General features: G+C 32.2%; 1 pseudogene. It reads left to right on the top strand.

From position 1 onward, the window contains the following. Positions 1 to 255: pseudogene (locus TEPIDINF_RS15050) on the top strand (IS4 family transposase); the annotation flags it as partial.

Genomic DNA, 255 nt, shown 5'->3' with positions numbered 1-255 from the left:
GAGTTTACAAGCCATGAGTGATGCACTACTTAATGAAGATCTGCAAAAAACACTTGGATTTGAATCGATAAGTGCCTCTCAATTATCACGAAAAAACAATGAAATCAATCCAGAAATTCTTTCAACTATATTCATGGATCTTGTTTATCAAATTCAACAAATCCACTTTAAAAATAGAAAGAACATGCCATTAAAGATCATTGATTCAAGTACACTACCGCTTAACTTAACCCATTACAAATGGGCAAAATTTCG

The sequence above is a fragment of the Tepidibacillus infernus genome (assembly GCF_048898065.1).
Classification (GTDB): domain Bacteria; phylum Bacillota; class Bacilli; order Tepidibacillales; family Tepidibacillaceae; genus Tepidibacillus_B; species Tepidibacillus_B infernus.
This window is presented reverse-complemented; position numbering and strand designations above follow the sequence as displayed.